This is a genomic window from Geomicrobium halophilum (assembly GCF_014207655.1).
Taxonomy (GTDB): Bacteria; Bacillota; Bacilli; order Bacillales; family Marinococcaceae; genus Geomicrobium; species Geomicrobium halophilum.
Window position 1 is genome coordinate 703,226 of record NZ_JACHHJ010000001.1, and the last position, 18,840, is coordinate 722,065.

General features: G+C 40.3%; 16 protein-coding genes and 1 pseudogene. 16 read left to right on the plus strand and 1 reads right to left on the minus strand.

Annotated features, from left to right (window positions below; all coding sequences use genetic code 11):
• Nucleotides 1-30: 30 nt before the first annotated feature.
• The 15 genes and pseudogenes from HNR44_RS03445 (at nucleotide 31) to HNR44_RS03515 (ending at nucleotide 16,176) form a co-directional block, all read left to right on the plus strand.
• A complete protein-coding gene (locus tag HNR44_RS03445) occupies nucleotides 31-1,437 on the plus strand; it encodes a sigma-54 interaction domain-containing protein (RefSeq protein ID WP_184402701.1) in 1,407 nt (468 codons plus the stop codon).
• A gap of 244 nt (nucleotides 1,438-1,681) precedes the next feature.
• Nucleotides 1,682-3,280, plus strand: coding sequence for an amidohydrolase (locus HNR44_RS03450; protein WP_184402702.1), 1,599 nt, complete (start codon nucleotides 1,682-1,684; stop codon nucleotides 3,278-3,280).
• A gap of 92 nt (nucleotides 3,281-3,372) precedes the next feature.
• A pseudogene (locus tag HNR44_RS03455) lies at nucleotides 3,373-4,546 on the plus strand (amidohydrolase).
• A 162-nt stretch (nucleotides 4,547-4,708) separates the two neighbouring features.
• Nucleotides 4,709-5,452, plus strand: a complete 744-nt coding sequence (locus HNR44_RS03460) for an SLC13 family permease (protein WP_184402703.1) — start codon at nucleotides 4,709-4,711, stop codon at nucleotides 5,450-5,452.
• A gap of 45 nt (nucleotides 5,453-5,497) precedes the next feature.
• Entirely contained in the window at nucleotides 5,498-5,998 is a 501-nt protein-coding gene (locus HNR44_RS03465; protein WP_184402704.1) for a Na+/H+ antiporter NhaC family protein, read from the plus strand.
• Nucleotides 5,999-6,740: 742 nt separating this feature from the next.
• Complete coding sequence (locus tag HNR44_RS03470) at nucleotides 6,741-7,760, plus strand: LacI family DNA-binding transcriptional regulator (RefSeq protein ID WP_184402705.1); 1,020 nt, start codon at nucleotides 6,741-6,743, stop codon at nucleotides 7,758-7,760.
• 138 nt (nucleotides 7,761-7,898) lie between these two features.
• Nucleotides 7,899-8,912, plus strand: coding sequence for a Gfo/Idh/MocA family protein (locus HNR44_RS03475; RefSeq protein ID WP_184402706.1), 1,014 nt, complete (start codon nucleotides 7,899-7,901; stop codon nucleotides 8,910-8,912).
• Between the two features lie 49 nt (nucleotides 8,913-8,961).
• Nucleotides 8,962-9,792 carry a TIM barrel protein gene (locus HNR44_RS03480; RefSeq protein WP_184402707.1) on the plus strand — a complete coding sequence of 277 codons (831 nt, stop codon included), beginning with the start codon at nucleotides 8,962-8,964 and terminating at the stop codon, nucleotides 9,790-9,792.
• Nucleotides 9,793-9,809: 17 nt separating this feature from the next.
• Nucleotides 9,810-10,634, plus strand: coding sequence for a sugar phosphate isomerase/epimerase family protein (locus HNR44_RS03485; RefSeq protein ID WP_184402708.1), 825 nt, complete (start codon nucleotides 9,810-9,812; stop codon nucleotides 10,632-10,634).
• A 109-nt stretch (nucleotides 10,635-10,743) separates the two neighbouring features.
• Nucleotides 10,744-11,919, plus strand: coding sequence for a Gfo/Idh/MocA family protein (locus HNR44_RS03490; RefSeq protein WP_246406965.1), 1,176 nt, complete (start codon nucleotides 10,744-10,746; stop codon nucleotides 11,917-11,919).
• A gap of 26 nt (nucleotides 11,920-11,945) precedes the next feature.
• Nucleotides 11,946-12,962 (plus strand): scyllo-inositol 2-dehydrogenase, encoded by a 1,017-nt coding sequence (iolX, locus tag HNR44_RS03495; RefSeq protein WP_184402709.1) that lies wholly within the window; start codon nucleotides 11,946-11,948, stop codon nucleotides 12,960-12,962.
• Nucleotides 12,963-12,992: 30 nt separating this feature from the next.
• On the plus strand, nucleotides 12,993-13,916 hold the full coding sequence (gene iolE, locus HNR44_RS03500) for a myo-inosose-2 dehydratase (protein WP_184402710.1): 924 nt from the start codon (nucleotides 12,993-12,995) through the stop codon (nucleotides 13,914-13,916).
• Between the two features lie 17 nt (nucleotides 13,917-13,933).
• Nucleotides 13,934-14,218 carry a hypothetical protein gene (locus HNR44_RS03505; RefSeq protein WP_184402711.1) on the plus strand — a complete coding sequence of 95 codons (285 nt, stop codon included), beginning with the start codon at nucleotides 13,934-13,936 and terminating at the stop codon, nucleotides 14,216-14,218.
• Nucleotides 14,219-14,231: 13 nt separating this feature from the next.
• A complete protein-coding gene (locus tag HNR44_RS03510; RefSeq protein WP_184402712.1) occupies nucleotides 14,232-15,638 on the plus strand; it encodes a sugar porter family MFS transporter in 1,407 nt (468 codons plus the stop codon).
• Between the two features lie 124 nt (nucleotides 15,639-15,762).
• Nucleotides 15,763-16,176 (plus strand): MFS transporter, encoded by a 414-nt coding sequence (locus HNR44_RS03515; protein ID WP_184402713.1) that lies wholly within the window; start codon nucleotides 15,763-15,765, stop codon nucleotides 16,174-16,176.
• A gap of 215 nt (nucleotides 16,177-16,391) precedes the next feature.
• Here HNR44_RS03515 and HNR44_RS03520 read toward each other — a convergent pair whose 3' ends face one another.
• Entirely contained in the window at nucleotides 16,392-17,153 is a 762-nt protein-coding gene (locus HNR44_RS03520) for a DeoR/GlpR family DNA-binding transcription regulator (protein ID WP_184402714.1), read from the minus strand.
• Nucleotides 17,154-17,366: 213 nt separating this feature from the next.
• Between HNR44_RS03520 and HNR44_RS03525 the strand changes: the two genes are divergently transcribed.
• Nucleotides 17,367-18,839: a CoA-acylating methylmalonate-semialdehyde dehydrogenase gene (locus HNR44_RS03525; protein WP_184402715.1), complete on the plus strand. Its 1,473-nt coding sequence runs from the start codon at nucleotides 17,367-17,369 to the stop codon at nucleotides 18,837-18,839.
• The last annotated feature ends 1 nt before the right edge of the window (nucleotide 18,840 follow it).

Here is an 18,840-nt window from a genome sequence, read left to right on the forward strand (position 1 = left end):
GGAGTTTTTGTAGTGGCGGGAGACCACCATATGGATATACCAAACGTAAAAAGAATGAATGATTTGTACAAAAGATTAATGGATGAGATTGATATTGGAGTGCACGTCATCGATGAGCAAGGGAAGACGATTATATACAATCGTAAAATGATGCATATGGAGGCGATGAACAGCGAGGAAGTGTTGGATAAAAAATTAGGGGATGTGTTCAAGTTTCATGACCAACAAAACAGTACACTGTTAAAGGCTCTCCAAGAGGGAGTAGCAACGAAGAATGTCAAACAAACGTACTTTAATAATAAAGGGCGCGAGATTACGACCATCAATGATACTTTTCCCATTCAAGAAGATCAGCGTATAACAGGAGCTATGGAAATAGCCAAAGACGTCACTCAATTGGAACGTGTTATTCAGGAAAATGTCGTAAAGAAAAAGAATACGAAATATACGTTTGATCAGCTGATTGGGAATAGTGCCGCTCTTCAGGAAGTCGTGGAAGAGGCCAAAAGATCCACTCGTACATCATCCTCTGTTCTTATTGTGGGGGATACAGGGTCAGGAAAGGAACTGTTCGCTCAAAGTATCCATAACGGAAGTAGCCGTTCCGGAGCCCCTTTTATTTCACAAAACTGTGCAGCTATACCTGATAGTTTAATGGAAAGTCTATTATTTGGAACGAAGAAAGGAGCCTTTACAGGAGCAACCGACCGTCCTGGATTGTTTGAAGAAGCAGAGAAAGGGACGCTTTTATTGGATGAAATCAACTCTTTAAACCCTTCTTTACAGGCCAAACTATTAAGAGTGCTACAAGAAAAGTCCGTTCGTAGACTTGGGGACACAGAGGATAAAACAGTGGATGTCCGTATCATTACTACCCTTAATGAGGATCCTCTTGATGCCATCGCGAATCATAGACTCCGCAAAGACCTTTATTATCGATTAAGTGTTGTGTCTTTATTTATTCCGCCATTAAAAGAAAGACGAGAGGATATTGCACCATTAGTGAGACATTTTATCTATAAATATAATACTTTGTTCCAAATGGACGTACGGGACATTGATGAGGAAGTTCGGGACTTGTTCGATCAGCATGATTGGCCCGGAAATGTGAGGGAACTTGAGCATGTGATTGAAGGAGCCATGAATGTAGCTGTGAATGCAGAAGTGATAACCCCTCGTCATCTTCCGATGCGTTATCGAAAAAACACTTCGAAGGACTCCGCAACCCATCAATACATGCAGGGAGCAGGTAGTTCAACCAAACCGGTGCATGAGGAAGAGAATATGACCTTAAAAGAGAAGATGAACGCTGTTGAGCAAAACTATATTAACAAGGTTCTCTCCAAACACGAGCATAATATATCACAGGCTGCAAAAGAGCTAGGGATAAGTAGACAAAGCCTGCAGTATCGTATAAAAAAATTTCAGTCATCGTAAACGGGAATAGGCTCAGTGTCTGAAATAGTGAAAAAATTTGTACGTTGTAAAAATATATTTACGAATAAGGGGGAGATTTTCTCGCTTCTTTTTTGATCAATATAGATCAACGATCTGTATCCGTTGATTTGCCAGGCCATTATACGTAACACGCATCTTTTTGGTTTTGGCATGCAATTTGCTAAATAATAAAAGCGAAAGCGTAGTCTTCAAATTCATATTTAAAGAAAGGACTTCGTAAGAGATGAACAAAAAAAATAATCGTATATTCTTTAACGGATGTATTTTCACTGCGAACCCGGAACAACCGTATGCCAACACCATGGTTGTGCAGGAGGGAAAAATTGACTGGATTGGTGATCAAGGTGATTTAGAAGGAATCTCTGGTGAATGGATGGATCTTCATGGTCGTCGAATCCTCCCAGGCTTTATCGATGCTCATTTGCATCCATTGTATTTGGCCGATGCAGAAAAACAGATTTCATGTACACCTCCGCTTGTGAATTCCATTGAAGATTTACTAGACCAAATCCGCAAACAGACAGAAGGGCAAGAGAATAATACTTGGATTCAAGGTTGGGGCTATGATGAAGGAAAATTGAGAGAAGGCCGGGCTCCCACACGCTGGGATTTAGACAGGTCTGCCGTAGATGTACCGGTGATCATCACTCGAACATGCGGTCATATTGTGACTGTGAATAGTGTGGCCCTAGAAATGGTTGGAATTACGAAGGAAACACCAAATCCAGAAGGTGGTCAAATTGATAAAGATGCAAACGGTGAACCTACGGGTATTTTACGAGAAAATGCGCGAGATCTGGTTCATGATGTCATGCCAGTGCCGACCCTTGAGGAAAGTGCTGATTCTCTTGCTGCGTTAAGCCCGAAACTTCTGGGCCATGGAATCACTGCGATCACCGAATTAATGGCCAGAACAGAGCCGGTTGATTATTTGGATATCTATGGTGAAGCTCGGGATAAGGGATTGAAGCCGCGTACAGTGCTGTATTATAAATGGGAAGATTTAGCAAACAGCTCCATATTAAATGAAGAAAATACGAATAATGAAACCCCTCTTCATATCGGAGGGATCAAGCTGTTCTCCGATGGCAGCGTTTCCGGACAAACCGCATGGGTGAATCCCCCATATTCAGGAGGGGAAAATACGGGAATTCCAATGACCTCAAAGGAAACGTTGATGACAGCTGCTAAAGCCGCAAAGAAACACCGGGTACAATTGGTTGTACATGCCATGGGTGAAAAGGCGATCGATCTTATTATTGATACATTTGCTGGTCAAAAAGGCTGGCTCGATGATGCACCTTCGATCAGAATTGAGCATGCTGCCATGCCGACAAAGCGAGCGATTGAACGAGCAGCTGAAATGGGGATTGCCTTTGTACCACAACCGATTTTCCTCTTTGCAGAAATCGAAAGCTACCATCATAACTTAGGACCCGAGCGAACGAAGCAAGCTTATCCGATTCAATCAATGTTAGAGACCGGAATCAAGCTTGCCTTTTCTTCCGATGCACCTGCTACACCGTGGGCCGATCCGGTGAATCCATTTGTCGGGATTAAAGCAGCTGTTACACGCAAAGCTTATGATGGTACGGATACCGGTCAAGATCAGCGCGTAGATGTAGCAACAGCGATTCGATTATACACAAGTGCTGCACAACAAATCACACGGGTGCCACGGGTAGGGCAGCTGACAGAAGGCTATTATGCTGATTTTATGGTATTGGACCAAGATATTCTGAACATAGACGTAGAAGACATTGATCAAGTTCAAGTGGAAGAAACCTATATGAGCGGTGAGAAAGTCTATCAAAAGCAATGAAGGTATAAATGTTCGAATGAGCCACATGCTTCCATTCGTTGACATAGCATCGAATGGAAAGCAGGCTAAACATTTTACGGGGAGGGGAGCTTATGGCAAAAACGATGATAAATCAAGCAGTAGAAGGGATAAACGAAGAAGTGATTGAGTGGAGACGTTATTTCCATCGCCATCCAGAGCTATCTTACCAGGAAGAAAATACGTCCCAATATATATATAATACGCTTCTATCCTTTGAAAATATAGAAGTAAGCCATCCTACAAAAACCAGTGTTATGGGACGGTTGATCGGCAATCAAACGGGTAAAACAGTGGCCATCCGGGCTGATATAGACGCTCTGCCGATTGAAGAAGAAAATACGTTTGATTTTGTTTCGCAAAACGAGGGAGTCATGCATGCATGTGGCCATGATGGACATACTGCGATGTTGCTCGGAACTGCCAAGGTTCTTTCCGGTTTGAAAGATGAAATCAATGGGGAAGTACGCTTTTTGTTTGAACATGCAGAAGAATATTTTCCGGGTGGTGCAAAAGAGATGGTCGAAGCCGGGGTATTAGAGGACGTGGATCATGTACTTGCAGCCCATCTTATGTCCACGATTGACGTGGGAAAAATTGGGGTGACATACGGACCGATGACAGCGGCTGCTGATGCATTTTGGATTTCAGTGAATGGAACAGGCGGCCATGGAGCTATGCCACATGATACGGTGGACAGCATTGTCGTCGCCTCGCACGTCGTATCAAATCTGCAGCAAATTGTCTCCCGCAACGTTGATCCGCTTGATAGTGTTGTCCTAACCGTCGGCAATTTTGTTGCCGAAGAAGCTGGCAATGTGATTGCGGATCGAGTAAAAATCAGCGGCATCGTCCGTTCTTATGATCCTAAATACCGAACGTCCATCCCCAAACGAATGGAACAAATTGTGAAGGGATCAGTGAGGCACATGGTGCGACGTATTCGTTTGAGTACCAGCATGGTTTTCCTTCCATTCACAATGATGAATACGTAACAAAACGGGTTGAAGAAACCGCACAAGCGCTTTATGGAGAAGAGGCGATTACACATCTAAAACCTACAATGGGGGCGGAGAGCTTCACCTATTTTTCTCAGGCTGCGCCAAGCACGTATTTAATATTGGGGCACGCAATGAGGAGAAGGGGATCATCTACCCCCATCACCATCCACGATTCACTATTGATGAAGGCTCCTTGGATGATGATGTGAAAATGTTTGTGAATATAGTATATAAAATTCTTACATAAGGTGCGCGGGGTACATAAGGGGAGAGAACGATCATGGGGATGAAACAAGAAGAATTGGAGGTACGCAAAGAAGCCATAAAGAAACGTCCAAAAACGCAATTTAAAATGCCGCATGTTTATGTTGTGATGTTCGTAATGTTTCTCTTTGTATAAGTACTTACTTTGCTTATACCTCAAGGAGCATTTGAAAGGGAAGAACTCCCCGATGGAACTTCCACTGTCGTTCCGGGGACATTTTCATTTATCGATGCAGGCAATCTCGGTTTTTTCGATTTGGTTTTCGCCATACCCAATGGTATGGTTCAGGCAGCTCCGTTGATTTTAGGCGGCATTTGGATTGGCGGTTTGTTTGCAATTATTGAGAGAACAGGGTTGCTTGATATTGTGGTTCAGTCTATCATAAATGTTTTTCGGTCCAAAAAGATGCTGGTCATTCCGGCAATCATGATTCCGATAGCTGCTTTTTTTGCCCTTACAGGAGCTTTGGAGATGATGCTGATTATTATTCCGGCGGTCATCCCTTTGATGCTTAAATTGGGCTTTGACCGGTTCACGGGGTTTGCGACGGCTATGGTCGGGGGAATTGCTGGTTTTACTGTAGCACTGACTGCTCCGGCGACTGTAGGAGTGGCGCAATCGATAGCGGAGCTTCCTTTATATTCCGGACTTAGCCTTCGATTGATGCTGATCTTCATTATTTTATCCGTTGGTATTTGGTATGTGTGGAGGTATGCCCGTAAAGTGATGCGAGATCCAACGTCCAGTTACGTCTACGGGGATGAGTTAGATGCAGAGTTTTTGAATCATGAACAGTTCCGGAAGACAGATTGGAGCACTGATTTTTCTGGCGTTTGGATTCGGAGTGATGATGTGGGGGCTTCTGACACAAGGGTGGTATTTTATTGAACTTGGCGGCTGGTACGCATTTATGGGGGTTGTGCTGGGGCTCATATGCGGAATGACCCCCAGTATCATTGCGGAAACTTTTATGAAGGTTTCAAAAAATTTATCGTTGCAATCGTTATCATTGGTTTGGCCAACGCCATCTCAGTTGTTCTCGAAGAAGGTCAAATCTTGGATACCATCATCTATGCTTTCGGTGAATTTGTTAGCTTTGTGCCAAGCCAGATTGCAGCTGTGATGATGATGGTTGTACAGGCTTTGTTTAATTTTCTGGTTAATTATGGAAGTGGGCAGGCCTTGATCACGATGCCGATCATGGCCGGTTTGTCTGATTTATTAGGTGTGACACGCCAGACATCTGTATTGGCCTTCCAGTTGGGGGATGGAATCGCGAATTTAATTTATCAAATTGGATTGCTTTTAGCATTTTTGGCTATTGCAAAAATTCCTTATGGCCAATGGCTTCGCTTTATTGTTCCATTGGTGTTGATATGGTATGTAATTTCATTCATTGCCCTCATGGTCGCGCAAACGATTGGCTGGCAATAATCAACAAAAGGGCGGCGGGGAAATTGCGTGTTAGAAGCGTCGAATATTGGAACCTATTTAGCACCGCCCCCCTTTTTTTAGACCATGATGAACTCGTTCGTTGGCGGATTGAGATTATTGATGGGCAGTTAGAGAATAAGATTTAGATAGAATACACAGCCATTGGAACGAAAGCTATTCTAATGGATTTTGCACTTTACCAAGAGTGACTTTCTTTCCTGCGTTTATTGGCTCAATGATCCACAAACAGAGAGGCTCAAACTACTGACAATACTAAGTGCTGGTAAGCACATTGGCATAATCGGTAAATTTTCTTGGCGAATATTAGTAAATTACATGTCATTGGTGGTGAAATCTAGTGGCTGAATCAGGTTTACACAGACGCCGCCGTAGGGCCGAAAATGCTCCCCGCGATTGGCTAACATGTGGCGAGCATCGTTTCGAGTCTAGGCAACATTTGGATAATTCTTCGCTCCATAGTAGGTTTTCGTGCGTACAGGCTGATGGATTTCCGATAATTGAGGAGGGACGGGAAAGTATTATCTTGTGACGGAGGGCTAATTTTATGGGAGAGAATCTTTGTTTTCTTGTTATATGTAGTCGATGGTGACAAAACTTTATAAAATATAAGTTCGTTGGTGTAAACAAGCTATTAGCAGTTCTGATAGGTTTGTATAAATATGAACGTGTTGCATGAATATGATATCCTAAAGTGAATTCATGATGAAGACAGGTGAACCGGATGAAAAAAACAATTTATGATATAGCAAAGCATGCTGGTGTTTCAATTGCTACTGTTTCACGAGTGATCAATAATACTGGACGAATGAGTGACGAGACCAGGAAACGAATACTTAGGATCATGGAGGAATTTGATTATCTTCCGAATATGCATGCTTCAGCACTCACCGGTAAGAAAACTAATTCCATTGGTGTTATTGTTCCTGACGTTTCCAACCCCTTCTTTGGCGAAATAGTGAAATTCATTCAGCTTTTTGCCGAAGAACAAGGGTATACAGTTATTATTGGAAGTACGGATTATCACCCGGAAAAGGAAGCCAATTATTTTTCACTCTTAAAGCAAAAAAGTGTAGACGGACTAATTATGGCAACTAGTGTTGATAGTGACGAAAGCTTAGAGCGATTACAAGAAATTGTGGACGATAATGTTCCTTTAGCTATGCTTACCCATGATCGTATGCCATTTCCAATGGATGTAGTAACTATTGATGATAGCATGGGTGGTTATATTGCTACAAATCATTTACTTGAATTAGGCCATAAGGATATTGTTTTTGTAACAGGTAGTCAAACCATGACATCATTTCGAGATCGTATAAAGGGGGCTAGACAATCATTAGAACATAATGGCGTAGAGTTTCATGAATCTCAAATAATAAAAAGCCATTTTTCTATTGAAGGAGCTAAAGAAGATATTGGCCAATATTTAGAGACCCATTTACCAACTGCTATTTTTGCTGTGAATGATGTTTTCGCGTGTGCAACCATCCAAGCAGCTAGGAAGCGGGGAGTTAAAGTGCCTGAGGATTTATCGGTGGTTGGCTTTGATAATACAGTGTTGGCAGAGGTCACAGACCCTCCATTAACGACCATCTCCCAGCCCAAAGCTGATATGGGAAAACAAATCGTTAGAATGTTAGTTGAAGCCATTGAAGGAAAGAAAACTTCTAAAAGTAAAATAATACTATCGCCAGAATTAATTATAAGACAATCAACAGTAAAACCAGAAGCACAAGTCTGAGTACAAAGTAGTTCATGATAGCTTTGCACTGTTTTCAGTCTCAATATTATTACTGTTTTACGGTTGATTTTTTAAAGAAAATATGTAAAATAAAGTTAAGTAAGCGCTTACTCAAATATATATTTTGGGGGGTTTCCTTTGTCTAAGGTTCATGTTGGAATTCTAGGGGCAGGGTTTGCTGCTTCACTTCATTTAGAAATTTTAAATCAAGACAAACGAGTAGAAATTATTGGGATTGCAGACATTTTTACTGAAAAAGCTGAAGCATTAGCTAAGTCAATTAATAAGAATGTGAAAGTAGTGAGTAGTTTAGAAGAACTATTAAAGCTTGGGGTCGATACTGTATACGTCACGACGCCAAACACAATGCATGCTGAGCCTGTACTTAAATGTTTAGGTCATAATGTAAATGTGTTTAGTGAAAAACCTATGGCGACTTACCTAGAGGAAGCTGAACAAATTCTCGAGGCGACCAGAAATTCAAAAGCGACTTATAATTTGGGGATGAACCGGCGGTTTGCGTATACACACAAAAAAATTAAGTCCTTGATTGATGAGGGTCGGATGGAACCGTATATGGCTCATGTTAAATTAAACCGTGGAGAGTTACTTCACCCATCATGGACGGCGGATCCTACAAAAACGGGCGGTTTTCTATACGAAACGACAATCCATCAGTTAGATTTATTAACGTATTTCTTTGGTCCTATCAAGACGCTCAAGTGTGAAGCGCGCCAAAATATTTCAGAAATAGAATTTGATGATTTTGCCATTCTTTTTACATTTGAGTCTGGAATGATTGCGACATTTGTTTCCTCTGCTCATTCCGGTTGGTGTTTTCCATTTGAATCGGTTGAAGTATATGGTAAGTACTCCACGGCTGTAACAGAAGAGCTGGATACCATTAAATTTTCGCCTGGATTAGAAAAGCATATTGAACTAGAGAATTACACACAAGTACCTTTTAATAAAAAGGGCGGCTATGTAGAAGAAGATGAACTTTTTATAGACGCGCTCGTTAATGGTACAAACCCTCCTGTGTCAGCGGAAGAAGCGTATCGCTTAACCCACTTAATAACCAGTATTTATGAAAGTGCTAAAATCGGAAAAGAAATCAATTTTTCTAATGCATTAAACATTAAAAATACCTAATCATTTATCTATAGGGTAAGCGATTACTCTTAAAAAGGAGTGTTTCCACGTGAAATTTTCAATTTGTAGTTGGACATTTGGGGAGAAACCCATTGAGGACATCATCAAGTTTGCGTCCAAGGTAGGTTATGATGAAATTGAAGTTCACGCGGCTGTAGATGCCTACGATTGGAATTATTTAAGGGAAAAAGCCAAGGACGAAAACATTGATATAAGAGGGTTAAGCGGTGATGCCGAGTGGCTACAGGAAGAAACGGATATGGCTCATTCTGATCCAAAGAAGAGGAGACTGGCAGTTGAATATTTCAAAAAACAGGTGGAAGCAGCTGAAATTGTTCAGGCTGAATACATTGTGGTTTCTCCCTCGGCTCCAGGAAAAGCAGTACCATTGGGTAATGGGGAAGAAGATTGGGTATGGGCAATCGAATCCATTCAAGAATTGGCCCCCTTCGCTCAAACAAAAGGAGTCGATTTGATTATAGAGCCTTTAAATCGATACGAAAGCTGTATATTAAATAACGCCAAACAGGCCAAGGCTTTTGTAGAGGAAGTTGCTGCGCCAAATGTGAAAACAATGCTCGATACTTTCCACATGAATATTGAAGAAACAAACCTAACCACCCCCTTTGTGGAATTAGGCGAGGCTTTAGGTCACATTCATGTGGCTGATACGAATCGAAGAGGATTGGGACGAGGCCGTTTACCATTTGATGAAGTGGCAGAAGGTATTAAACAATCCGGTTATAATGGGACGATTACCGTAGAGTGCTTAGCCCCTGGACCTGATCCGTTCGAAGCAAATAAAACAGAGGAGAGTATGGAGTGGATCTATACGTATGCGGAAGAAACTTTGCATAAGCTTCATCAATTTTTTAAGTAGATAAGGAGCTATCAATAATGAAATTAGGTCTTAATGGATCAACAACTGATCAGTGTACGCTGGAAGAAGATATCGCCGTTGCAGATCAGGCAGGGTTTGATGTATTAGAGCTTCGGACATACAAAATTAGTACGTATCTCGAAAAGCATTCTCTTAAAGAACTGAATAATCTCTTCAGTCGGACAAATATAGAGCCTTATGCCATTAATGCTATTGAATTTTTTAATCTGAAAACCAGAAAGGGCAAAGAAAATATCCTAAAAGAGACGGAATATTGGTGTTATGTGGCAAACGCCATTAATTGTCCGTACGTTATTGCTGTGCCAAGTCAGAATCAAAATGGTGCAGGAGAAGAAGAAATTTTTGCAGACACTGTACAGATGTTAGAAGAAATGGCTGATATTGCAAATCGGTTTCACGTCAATTTGGCTTTTGAATTTATAGGGTTTAAAGAATTCTCAGTCCGAACACTATCAGTAGCCAATCAGATTGTTCAAGAAGTTAACCGTGAAAACATTGGTCTGGTGATTGATACTTACCACTTTTATAATGGCGGTTCGAGTTTGAAATCAATTGAAAAAGTGGACAAAAACAAACTTTTCATTTTTCATATCAACGATGCGGAAGATGTAAGTAAAGAAGAACGTACTGAAGCGCACCGCATATTTCCAGGTCTAGGTGTTATTCCCTTAACCGATATTTGCAAAGCTTTAAAAGAAATTGGATATGATCATATGGTAAGCTTGGAGTTATTTAGACCTGATTACTGGGAAATGGGAAAGCAGCATTTAGCAAATGATTCTTATCGGTACGTAAAGCACGCTATAGAGAAGGTCTTTTAAAAAATAAGGTCGAACAATAAGCACTTTCATTACAAATTCTATACAAGTACAATACTACTCAAAGGGTAAGCCCTTACTCATTTTCTCATCTATTGAAGGAGAAGATACAATGAAAAAACAACTACGGGTTGGAATGGTTGGCTATAAGATGATGGGACGAGCGCATAGCAATGCGTATCGAGCTCTTCCCTTTTTCTTTGATCACGATATAAGTCTAGTTACCGAAGCTATTGTTGGAAGAGATGAAGCAAAAACAGCCGAAGCTGCAAGGAAACTTGGATGGAACTCTTATGAAACCGATTGGCGAAAGCTGATTGAAAGAGATGATATCGATATTATTGATATTGTAACTCCAAATGACACCCATGAAGAAATAGCCATAGCAGCTGCAGAAGCCGGGAAACATGTTATTTGTGAAAAACCGCTGTCATTAACCCTTCAACAATCGAAACGTATGCTAACTGCTGTAGAAAATTATGAGGTCATGCATATGATTTGTCATAATTATCGTTTTTCGCCAGCGGTTCAGTTTGCGAAGAAATTGATTTCAGAGAATCGGTTAGGAAAAATTTATCATATGCGAGCGACATTCATACAAGATTGGTTAATGGATCCCGAGTTTCCACTTGTTTGGCGCTTACAACAAAATGCTTCAGGTTCAGGCACACTGGGTGATTTAGGTTCTCATATTTTAGATTTAGCCCGATTCTTGGTTGGAGAATTTGAGGAAGTCATTGGAATGACTGAGACATTTATCAAAAGACGTCCTCTTGGAGGAATGGGCGCTATGCTTCAACCTGAACGTTCACAAACAAAAGAATACGGAGATGTGACAGTGGATGATGCAGCTGCCTTTTTGGCTCGTTTTGAAAACGGTGCCATGGGGAATTTTGAGGTGAGTCGCTTTGCCAGGGGAAATCGAGCGGGGAATCGTTTTGAAATTAACGGGGAGAACGGTTCGATTCGATGGGATATGGAAAATTTAAATAATTTACAGGTGTACCTCGAAGAAGATGAACCAGGTCTCCAGGGTTTCCGAACAATAAATTGTACAGAAATGGAGCATCCATATGCATCTGCTTATTGGGGAGCAGGCCATATCCTCGGCTATGAACACACCTTTATCCATTTATTAGATGAATTTGTAAGAGCATTCGAAACAAAGAACAATCCATCTCCCGATTTTGAGGACGGTGTTAAGAATCAGGCCGTTTTAGAAGCGGTAGAAAGGTCAATTGAGACCAGGACATGGTCCAATTTTACAGATATTTTGCAATCGATTTAAAATAAAAAATGAAAGGTGATGTTTAAATGACTCAACAAGTGCGGTGTGCAGTACTAGGCCTCGGTCGTCTTGGTTATTATCATGCCAAAAATATGATAACAGCAGTCACAAGTGCTTCGCTTACCATTGTTGTTGATCCCATGCCTGGTAGAGCAGAACAAGTGGCAAGTGATTTGGGAGTTGAAAAATATTCAGATTCTCCTTCGGAAGTAATGAAGGACCCAGATATAGATGCTGTTATCATTGTAACTCCGACTAGTACACACGCTAAAATGATCACACTAGCTGCGGAGCATGGTAAACAAATTTTTGTAGAAAAGCCTTTAACATTAAATGTAGAAGAATCAAAAGCTGTCTCAAAGGTCATTGAAGAGACAGGGGTGATTTGCCAAGTAGGATTTATGCGACGCTTTGATCCAGCATATGCAGATGCTAAGAAACGCATTGATTCCGGTGAAATTGGTGATCCAATTTATTTTAAAGGCTTTACCCGTGATCAAGGTTCCCCCCCTGCTGATTTTATTAGGCACAGTGGTGGTTTGTTTGTAGATTGTTCGATCCATGATTATGACATTGCCAGGTACTTAATGGGATCAGAAATCACGTCAGTAAGTGGCCATGGGCGTATTTTAAAATATGAATTTATGAAAGAATGCAATGATATAGATCAAGCGCTATCTTATATAGAGTTTGAATCAGGTGCAGCTGGAGATGTTGAAGCAAGTCGAATCTCCCCTTACGGTCACGACATTAGGGCTGAGATTATTGGAACAAAAGGAAGTATTTTTGTGGGGACACTTCGTAATCAAGATGTAACCGTACAGACTGCGGCTGGCAGCACCTATGAGATTATTCCGGACTTTCAAACACGATTTCATGATGCATACTGCCTTGAACTGCAACACTTTGTAGAATGTGTTCAAAACAAAACGAAGCCTATCGTCAATGATGTAGACGCTACGATTAATTTAGAAATTGCTTTGGCAGCAACGGAGTCATTGCATAGTAGAAGACCTGTATATTTTAAAAAAACAACTGTATAAGAAAAGGAAAATGAATTGAGGAGGGGTATTATGACACATAATGAAATAAAACTCGGAATTGCACCAATTAGTTGGACAAATGATGACATTCCTGAACTAGGAGATCATTTTACCATTGATGCTATTTTTTCTGATCTTTCAAAGATAGGGTATTCAGGAACTGAAATGGGGAGAAAATTTCCTACTGATCGTTCACTTTTAGAAACTACGTTGAATAAATACGGAATTGTAATGGCGAGTAAGTTCATTATCACGTACTTCTCGTATCCTGAAGAATTGGAAAATGAACTTGAGTCGTTCCGTAAATGGCTGGAACTTCTACAGCCGCTAGGAGTAAAGGAAGTCATTGTATGTGAGATGGGTGGCTCTATGCATTGGGACATTGGGGAAGGTAAGGATGATTTAAAGATTCGTATGCTGAATGAAGAAAGATGGCAGTCTCTGACCGATGGATTGAATCGGGCCGGTGAAATGAGCCAAACTTATGGGATGGAACTTGTTTATCATCAACATGCGGGAACGGTAATAGAAAAACCTGCTGAACTAGCAGAATTAACGAAGCGAACAAACCCGAATTATGTTTCCCTACTCTATGATACAGGTCATATCTATTACGGCGGAGGGGATCCTTATCAAGAGCTTGAAACATACATCCATCGCATAAAATATGTTCATTTAAAAGATGTCCGAAAGGAACGATTAGAACAAAGCTTTAAAAAAGGTGAAAACTTCCGCCAGCAAGTCTTAAGCGGTGTTTTTACAGTTCCGGGAGATGATGGATGTATTAATTTCAAGCCTATCATTGATCGACTTATCCAACATGAATATAAAGGTTGGATCGTTGTTGAAGCAGAACAAGATCCAGATGTTTATCCACCATATGAATATGCTTTTAAAGCGAAGAAGTGTGTTGATGAGTTGCTGAATAACGCTTATGAAAATGTAAAAAAATAAAATGAGAGTCCAAAGAAATGGTTAAGCGCTTAATCATATATTTTTATACTAGATATTGCCAATTAGGAAGGATCAAGCACTTTCAAAATGAAGTGCTTGATCCAGTAAAAGCTCCGTTAAACGATAAAAATTACCGAAAATTCCTTGAAGTACTTCATGAAAAAATTAAAACTTATAAAACGGCTGTGCAGGCTAAAGCATCTCGGAAGAAAGTGGAGAGTTATTTTGAAGGAATAGAGACTATACCGTGGTTGCTGGTAAGTCGAACGGGCGACGGTTTATATCAATGGCTTCCAACTTAGGAGTGAATAAGTAATGAAAAGTAATATTGGCTCTTATACGATCTCTGTCGTATTAATTGCATCATTAGGTGGCCTACTTTTTGGATATGATACAGCGGTAATATCCGGAGCTGAACAATCAGTGCAAAGATATTTAGTAGATAGTTTAGGGTTAGGATCTTTTGTTCATGGAGTAACGGTATCCAGTGCTTTGGCCGGATGCATTTTTGGCGCTCTCATTTCAGGATATTTATCTAATAGAATTGGAAGAAAAAATACTTTGGTGATAGCTGCTTTTCTATTTTTTATTTCTGCATTAGGCTCAGCTTATCCAGAAATGATCTTCTTTGAGAGAGATAACCCAACTTTAAGTTTATTAATAATGTTTAATTTTTATAGAATAATTGGTGGGGTTGGTGTTGGTTTTGCCTCAGCTATTGCACCTATGTACATTAGTGAAATGGCACCTCAAAATAGTAGAGGTAAACTAGTTGCTTTATATAATCTCGCAGTTGTTATTGGTCAATCGGTTGTATTTGTGGTTAATTGGTTGATTGTATCCGGGCAAACCTCGACTTGGGTTGATAATGTTGGTTGGAGATATATGCTTGCGTCTGAAATGATTCCTGCAGCAATGTTCTTTCTACTACTATTTTTTGTGCCGGAGACTCCTCGTTACCTTGCTTTAAAAAATAGAGAGACTGAGGCATTTAGCATCTTAGAACGGGTCAATGGGTCAAAACAACGAGCAACAGAAATTTTAGCAGAGATCAACTATACATTAAAAACACACACGGAGAAAGTTAAGTTGTTTTCTTATGGAAAGCTCGTTTTATTTACAGGGGTTCTTATTGCCATATTCCAACAATTGATTGGAATTAATGTCATTATGTATTATGCTCCACGAATTTTTGCAGAGATGGGAGCAGGTCAAGTGGCTTCGATGTTTCAAACTGTTATAGTAGGGATCATCAATGTAATATTTGTTGCAATAGCTATAAAATATGTTGATAACTGGGGAAGAAAGCCATTATTAATAGTTGGTTCTATTGTTTGTTCCATAAGTTTATTTGGAGTGGCTGTATTATCACTTTTTGACATATTTGGAGTAAGTACGTTGATATTTATTTTACTATATGTGGCATTTTTTCAGATGTCTTGGGGAGCGTTGGCATGGGTGTTGCTTTCTGAAATATTTCCGAATAAGATTCGAGGACAAGCAATGTCTATTGCTGTAATGTGCTTATGGGTTGCTAACTTAATAGTATCATCAACATTCCCTCTATTGAATGACATAATGGGAGGAGCGACATTTGCAATTTATGGTATCATAACTGTTATAGCGATGTTGTTTGTTTGGAAAGTGGTACCCGAAACAAAAGGGAAATCCCTTGAAGAAATAGAAGAATTTTTTACTTATAACAAACATACAGCTTCGTGACACTGTCTTGTAAAATTAATTCTACAAGACAGTGTCTACAATAAAGGGTATACTTCGTTTCCTTTTATATGGCTTCTAGCCTAAATATGGACAAAAGAATATCATGGAAAGCACGTTATGATGCTTGGCTATCAATCGGTTTGTAGGTATTTTTGGAATTTCTACACTCATATTTATTATAGCATTTGTAGCTTTTTTCCAATTATCATGGGGTGTTGTTACATGGGTTATTGTTTCTGAAATCTTCCCAAATAAGATTCGTGGTCAGGCTATGTCTGTGACGGTAGCATTGCATTGGTTAGCCAACCTAACGGTTTCATCAACGTTCCCTCCATTAAACAGTGCACTCGGTCCCATGGCATTTTTAATTTACGGATCACTTAGTCTTTTATCAATCTTCTTTGTTTGGAAGCTAGTTCCAGAAACGAAAGGAAAAACATTAGAAGAATTGGAAGATATATGGAGGAAAGAAACTTTTTCGGATATACCTCAAAAACAAGGAGAAGTCAAAGTGACACAATCTATAAAAGGGAATTAGATTCGTCCTCAGATTGAACCTGAGGGTGGACACTTTGGCTTCAGCTAACGATTATAACGGCCGTCACCGTTCGAGACTTGAACTCTAAATAGCGTGTGCAATAATGAATCCACGCTTCTAAACTGGAAGTGTGGATTTGACAGTGGTGTACGCCCATATTCTGTTCGTTTACAGTTTCATGCAAATCCCCCATTTAAAAACCTTGCTTGTTTTTCTTATGCTATGACAATGGTTTTGTTTGCGTTTTTAATGTAGTCTACATAGGAGTTATCGACGCTGCTGTCCGTGACAATGGCCGAAATATCTTTCAGGTGACAGTACGTAAACAAGGAGCTTTTGCCGAATTTGGAAGAGTCGATTAATAAATATACTTCGTTCGCTCGTTCGCGGACAGTTTTTTTGATTCGGTTTTCCGAAAAGTCGGAGTTGGAAGCGCCATTATTAATAGAAAAAGCGGTGGCGGACATAAATGCTTTATTGATGTTGAATTTCGTGATGGTTTCATCATCCGTGATTTCCGTAAAAGACTTTGTTGATCTCTTATACGTTTCCCCGATAATCATTAAATGAATGTTGGGATAAGAAACCGCCTTATTGACCACTTCTAAACTGTTGGTGATTAATGTAAATTCAATCTCCTGCGATAGAGAGTCCAGCACAAAATGAGTAGTCGTCCCTGAATCAATATACACAATATCGTGTTGCTCAATATACTGGTTACAATACTGGCCTATTTTCTTTTTTTCCTCATAGTGACTGATGTTTCTTTCCTCATAAGCTGTCGTATTGGAACTGCTATTATTATTATAAACTACACCTCCATATACTTTATTAATAATATTCGACTGTGCCAGTTCGTTGATATCACGTCGTATCGTGTTCATCGAAACATTAAAATGATTTTTCAATTCTTCCAGAGATACTTCTTGTTTTTCCTCCAGATATTCTTCTATTTGGCTTAATCTTTTTACTTTCATTCAATCACCTCCTGATGCCCTGTGCGGGGTGACATCATTCCAACAGATTTGAACATATTTTACCACATTCACATGCTAAACACATAATTTTTTGAGTTAATTAACCAAAAGTTAATCAAAATATAATTAATACTTGACTATATAATGGTAAATATATAAAATTAAATCATGAATTATCCAATGTCATGTAAGCGGTTGCGAAGGAGGATGAAGATGTCTGAAATAAAAACATTGAAAAATTATGTGAACGGCGAATGGGTGGAAAGCAAAAGCACAGAGTCAATTAACGTTTATAATCCTGCGACTAAAGAGGTCATGGCAAAAGTGCCGCTCTCTACAAAAGAAGAGTTGGACCAGGCAGCTGAACTAGCCCAGGATGCATCTGATGAATGGAAAAACACGGCTGTTCCGAAGCGGGCGCGGATCTTATTTAAGTTCCAGCAACTGCTCATGGAAAACAAGCAGGAACTGGCAGAAATTATTACGAAAGAAAACGGAAAAAGCCTGACAGAATCATTAGGAGAAGTACAAAGAGGCATTGAGAATGTGGAATTTGCAACCGGTGCACCGAGCTTAATGATGGGAGATTCCTTATCATCGATTGCGACAGATATTGAAGGGACCAACTATCGTTATCCTGTTGGAGTAGTCGGGGGGATTACGCCATTTAATTTCCCCATGATGGTTCCTTGTTGGATGTTCCCGATGGCGATTGCTACAGGAAATACATTTGTATTGAAACCATCTGAAAAAACCCCGCTTTTGGTTGAAAAGCTAGTGGAGCTGCTTGAAGCATCCGGACTACCCAAGGGCGTGTTCAATGTTGTGAATGGGGCTCACGATGTGGTGAACGGTATTCTGGAAAATGAACATATTAAAGCCGTGTCCTTTGTTGGATCCAAACCGGTTGGGGAGCATGTCTACAAAAAAGGAACAGACAACTTGAAAAGAGTGCAGGCGCTAACAGGTGCAAAAAATCACACCGTCATTCTCGATGATGCAAATGTGGATCAGGCTGTGAAAGAAGTGATTGGCGCCGCGTTTGGATCCGCCGGTGAAAGGTGCATGGCGGCAGCGGTTATCACCGTTGAAGAGGGCATTTATGATGAGTTTATTCAAAAGTTAAAAACGGAAACAGAAAATATCAAAATGGGGAACGGTCTTGATGATGGCGTATTTTTAGGGCCTGTAATCCGGGAGCAGAACAAAGAAACGACTATCCAATACATTGAAAAAGGGGAAAAAGAAGGAGCTAAACTGCTGTTGGACGGACGCGAAAAGACATCGGATGATGGCTACTTTATTGGCCCGACGATATTTGAAGATGTGCAAACAGACATGACCCTTTGGCAGGATGAAATCTTCGCGCCTGTGTTATCCATTATCAAAATAAAAGATTTAAAAGATGGCGTCCGCGTTGCCAACCAGTCAGAATTTGCTAATGGCGCCTGCTTATTCTCAGACAGTGCATCAAGCATTCGCTATTTCCGCGAAAATATTGATGCCGGCATGTTAGGTATCAATCTCGGTGTGCCTGCTCCGATGGCCATTTTTCCATTTTCCGGCTGGAAAAATTCTTTCTTCGGCTCTTTACATGCCAACGGGAAAGACGGAGTGGAGTTTTATACTCGTAAAAAGGTAGTAACCGCAAGACACCTTGAACCTGACTTTTCTGGGGAGGCGTAAG